Genomic DNA, 3,707 nt, shown 5'->3' on the forward strand with positions numbered 1-3,707 from the left:
TCCGGAAACGGTTGCCATTAATCAACAAGCCGTCGTATCAGCTGATTATGGCAACGTTGAAGAAAAATAGTCTAAAGACTTACGTCATTGACGACAGCCAGTATCTTATGGCGTTCGGATTATTCCAACGAGCGAAAGAACTTGGCTATCAGAAGTTTACCGATTGCGCGTTAAATTTCTACAATCTCGTATCGTCGGTTATCAACGATACATCGGATGATACGATCGTTTATTTCCTGCATCATACGGAACGTGCCGAAGACGGCCATATCAAGGCGAAAACGTCCGGGAAAATGCTCGACAATCAGTTAACGCTCGAAGGATTGTTTTCCATCGTCCTATTATGTGAAACAGACGGTAAGGAACATTATTTCTTGACTCAATCGGACGGTATGACAACGGTTAAATCACCGATGGACATGTTCCCGCTGAAAATTGAAAATGACCTGAAATTAGTCAACACAACTATCCGTAAATACTACGGATTCACGAAGGAGGATAAAAATAATGAAACAGATTAATTGGAAAGACATCGACGAAGCGAAAGATTACGCCTATCCCGGCGCCGGCGGCTATGTGTGCCGTATTGTGAAAGTCGAAGACAAACCAGACCGGGAATACCTGCTCGTTGAAATGGATATCAGCGAAGGGGAATTCAAGGGATTTGCTGAGACCGTTGAAGCATCGACGGGCAACGACTGGAGCTATATCCGTTTATACCGTAGCTATAAGGAAAAAGCGCGCCGTATGTTCGCCGCGTTCCTGGGAACGCTCGAACGGTCGAATCCGGGCAGATTCACGAAAAACGGATTTGACGGCGATGAACAGAAGATGGTCGGTTTAACTATCGGCGTCGTATTGGGGCAGGAAGAGTACGAAAAAAAAGACGGCGACATCGGTTTACGTACCGTCGTGAAGAAAATCACGACGCCCGAAAAAATCCGTAAAGGCGATTTTACTGTACCGGAACTGAAGAAACTGGTCGTTAACCAGCAGACAACACCAGAATCTACGGTAAATGATGCCGACTTACCGTTTTAGGCTCACGCTAGATGATGTGTTACCAGTTCTAACGAACGTAAAGCGTAAAGCTGATGGATCAGCGGTCGCCGCCTGCCCGATATGTGAGGCGGGCGACAGCCGCGGTCATCATCTCTATTTAAGCGATAATGGTGATAAACTGCTGGTATATTGCCAGAAATGCAACGCGCATTTTACGGACCTGCTGCCGAAATTCGAGAAACTCGGCGCGCGGCACGATGAACCGAAGCCAACGGAACGGACCGTCATCGAAGAGACGTCATACGAGTATCGAAGTCCCACGGGCGAAACGGAATACTACAAACTACGTCGGAAATTTTCAGACGGCAGTAAAACGTTCGTGTTTGCCTACCGGGACGAAAACGAAAAGGTAATTACGAAAAAACCAGATAATTGCGATAATCTGTACAACCTGGATAAAATGCAAGTCGCTGATGCAGATACGATGTTATACATCGTTGAAGGCGAAAAGTGCGCCGATGCCATGACACGGCACGGATTTTTAGCCACGACGGCCAACACGGGCGCACAGAAACAGGTCAAGTTATCCGAAACGGATAAGACGATGTTACAGAAGTTTAAGAACATCATTCTGATACCGGATAACGATGAAAAAGGCGCCGATTATGCCGGTGCATGGCCTGTTAACGTGCAGGTACTACCAATGACAAGCATTTGGCCTAAGTGCCCTAAAAAGGGCGATATAGCCGATTTTTTCCAGTACGGCGGAACGGCAGACAAGATACGGCAGTATAAACCGTTAGAGCCGAAAAAACTCGATGCCTACAGCATCATATCGAAACAGACGTTAGAGCAGCTATATTCCATACGGGACCCGTACGACCGGGAGCAGATGTACAACACATTACAGCTCAGGGCGAAAGAGTTACGGGCAACACAGGAATTTAAGCATTGCTGGAAAGCATTTCTACAGAAGAAAGCCGCTGAAGGTATCTTTTCGGAAAACAGTACCCAGTTTCCACCGGGTATCGGTATCACGTTTAAATCCGGCGAATGGGTAGCCAATGAGACGGGTATTTATAAATCCGTTGAGGATGCCAACGGGAAGACGCGGCGCGATACAGCATCGCCGATACCTATCCTGCCGGTCGCCGTCTATCGGAATTACGAAGACAATACGGAAAAGGTCAAGCTGGCGTTTTATAAGGACGGCAACTGGAACCATATCACGGTCCCACGGTCTATTATCGCTAGTACGCCTAAAATCGTTAATCTAGCGGATTATGGTATCCCGGTAAACTCGAATAACGCGAAATACCTGGTGCAGTACATCGCCGATATCATGGCACTCAATCCGGATAAACTCATTCCGATTAAATCATCAGGTCATATGGGATGGGTCGAGAAGAAATTTTTACCGTATGACACAGAATACGCGCTCGATTGCGAAACGCAATTCCGAAGCATCGTCTCTGCTATCCACAGCGAGGGCGATTTAGATGCTTGGATACTCTACATGGACCGGCTACGGGAGAATACAGCGTTCAGGCTGACACTCGATGCCGCGTTTTCCAGTCCGCTTGTTGAAATCGTCGGTGCGCTGCCGTATGTGTATCACCTGTTCGGCGGCACGGGGTCCGGTAAAACCGTTGCGCTCATGTGTGCAGCGAGCATCTACGGCAACCCGGCTATTGGCGCACTGGTCCGGACGCTGAACTCGACGATAAATGCGATGATCACGACGGCGTACGTACTGCACAATATCCCGTTTTATGGGGACGAATTGCAGACGATTAAAAACCGGGAAGGGAATTACGACACACTGCTGATGCAGGTAACAGAAGGTGTTAACCGTGGCCGTATGACATCGGGTACAGAGGTGCAAAAACGGATGGACTGGCGGAACGTGTTCATGTTTACTGGTGAAGAGCCGGCGACAAATCCGGGAAGTGGTGGCGGCGTATACAACCGCGTCATTGAGGCGGAATGTACAGAGCCGATCGTAAAAAATGGCGGCGACGTCGTCGATTTTATCCGGAACAACTACGGGTATGCCGGACGGAAATACATCGAAAACCTGCCGGACGCTGCCGAAATCAAGAAGCTATACCGGCAGTATACACAACAGCTGCTGGACCGGTTCGACACAACGGAAAAACAGGCTATCAGTATGGGATTAATCCTGACAGCGGATGCCATTGCCAATCGGATATTCTGGCCGAATACATTCGACATCAGCCTGGACGATATCGGCACGTACCTAAAACGGATTAAAGAGGTCGATGCGGCCGAACGTGCCTACAGCAAAATCATCGACTGCATAAATGAAAATATTAACCGGTTCGACGAACCGGATGAGAATCCGGGTGCCGTGTGGGGAACGATTAAAAACGGATATGCACTGTTTAATAAATCCGTTTTGGAAAGAGAGCTGAACAATATGGGATTTAATTTTAATGCGATCAAGCGGAAATGGCTGGCCAATGGATACATTGAACCGAATAGTCAGGGACGTATTCCGCATAACACTAGCGTAAACGGAGAGAAGGGAAGTTATATCAAAATATTAATTGACAATATCAAAGAGCTATAAACGTTAGATTGTTAGATTTTGGTTAGATGTGAAAACCCGCATGGTTGAGCGGTTTATAAGTACATATCTAACAAACTAACATATCTAACAATAAATATATATATATATATAC

At 47.2% G+C, this 3,707-nt stretch carries 3 protein-coding genes; all 3 read left to right on the forward strand.

Features of this window, described 5'->3' with window-relative positions; genetic code table 11:
• A partial coding sequence (locus tag PGX44_RS13595; RefSeq protein WP_498855793.1) for a hypothetical protein occupies positions 1-521 on the forward strand: 521 nt, incomplete at its 5' end.
• Positions 508-1,041, forward strand: a complete 534-nt coding sequence (locus PGX44_RS13600) for a hypothetical protein (protein WP_498855794.1) — start codon at positions 508-510, stop codon at positions 1,039-1,041. The genes PGX44_RS13595 and PGX44_RS13600, both read left to right, overlap by 14 nt.
• A 16-nt stretch (positions 1,042-1,057) precedes the next feature.
• Positions 1,058-3,595 (forward strand): DUF927 domain-containing protein, encoded by a 2,538-nt coding sequence (locus tag PGX44_RS13605; RefSeq protein WP_498855795.1) that lies wholly within the window; start codon positions 1,058-1,060, stop codon positions 3,593-3,595.
• The last annotated feature ends 112 nt before the right edge of the window (positions 3,596-3,707 follow it).

Source organism: Caecibacter sp. AF58-12pH5A (assembly GCF_027681725.1).
Classification (GTDB): Bacteria; Bacillota; Negativicutes; order Veillonellales; family Megasphaeraceae; genus Megasphaera; species Megasphaera hominis.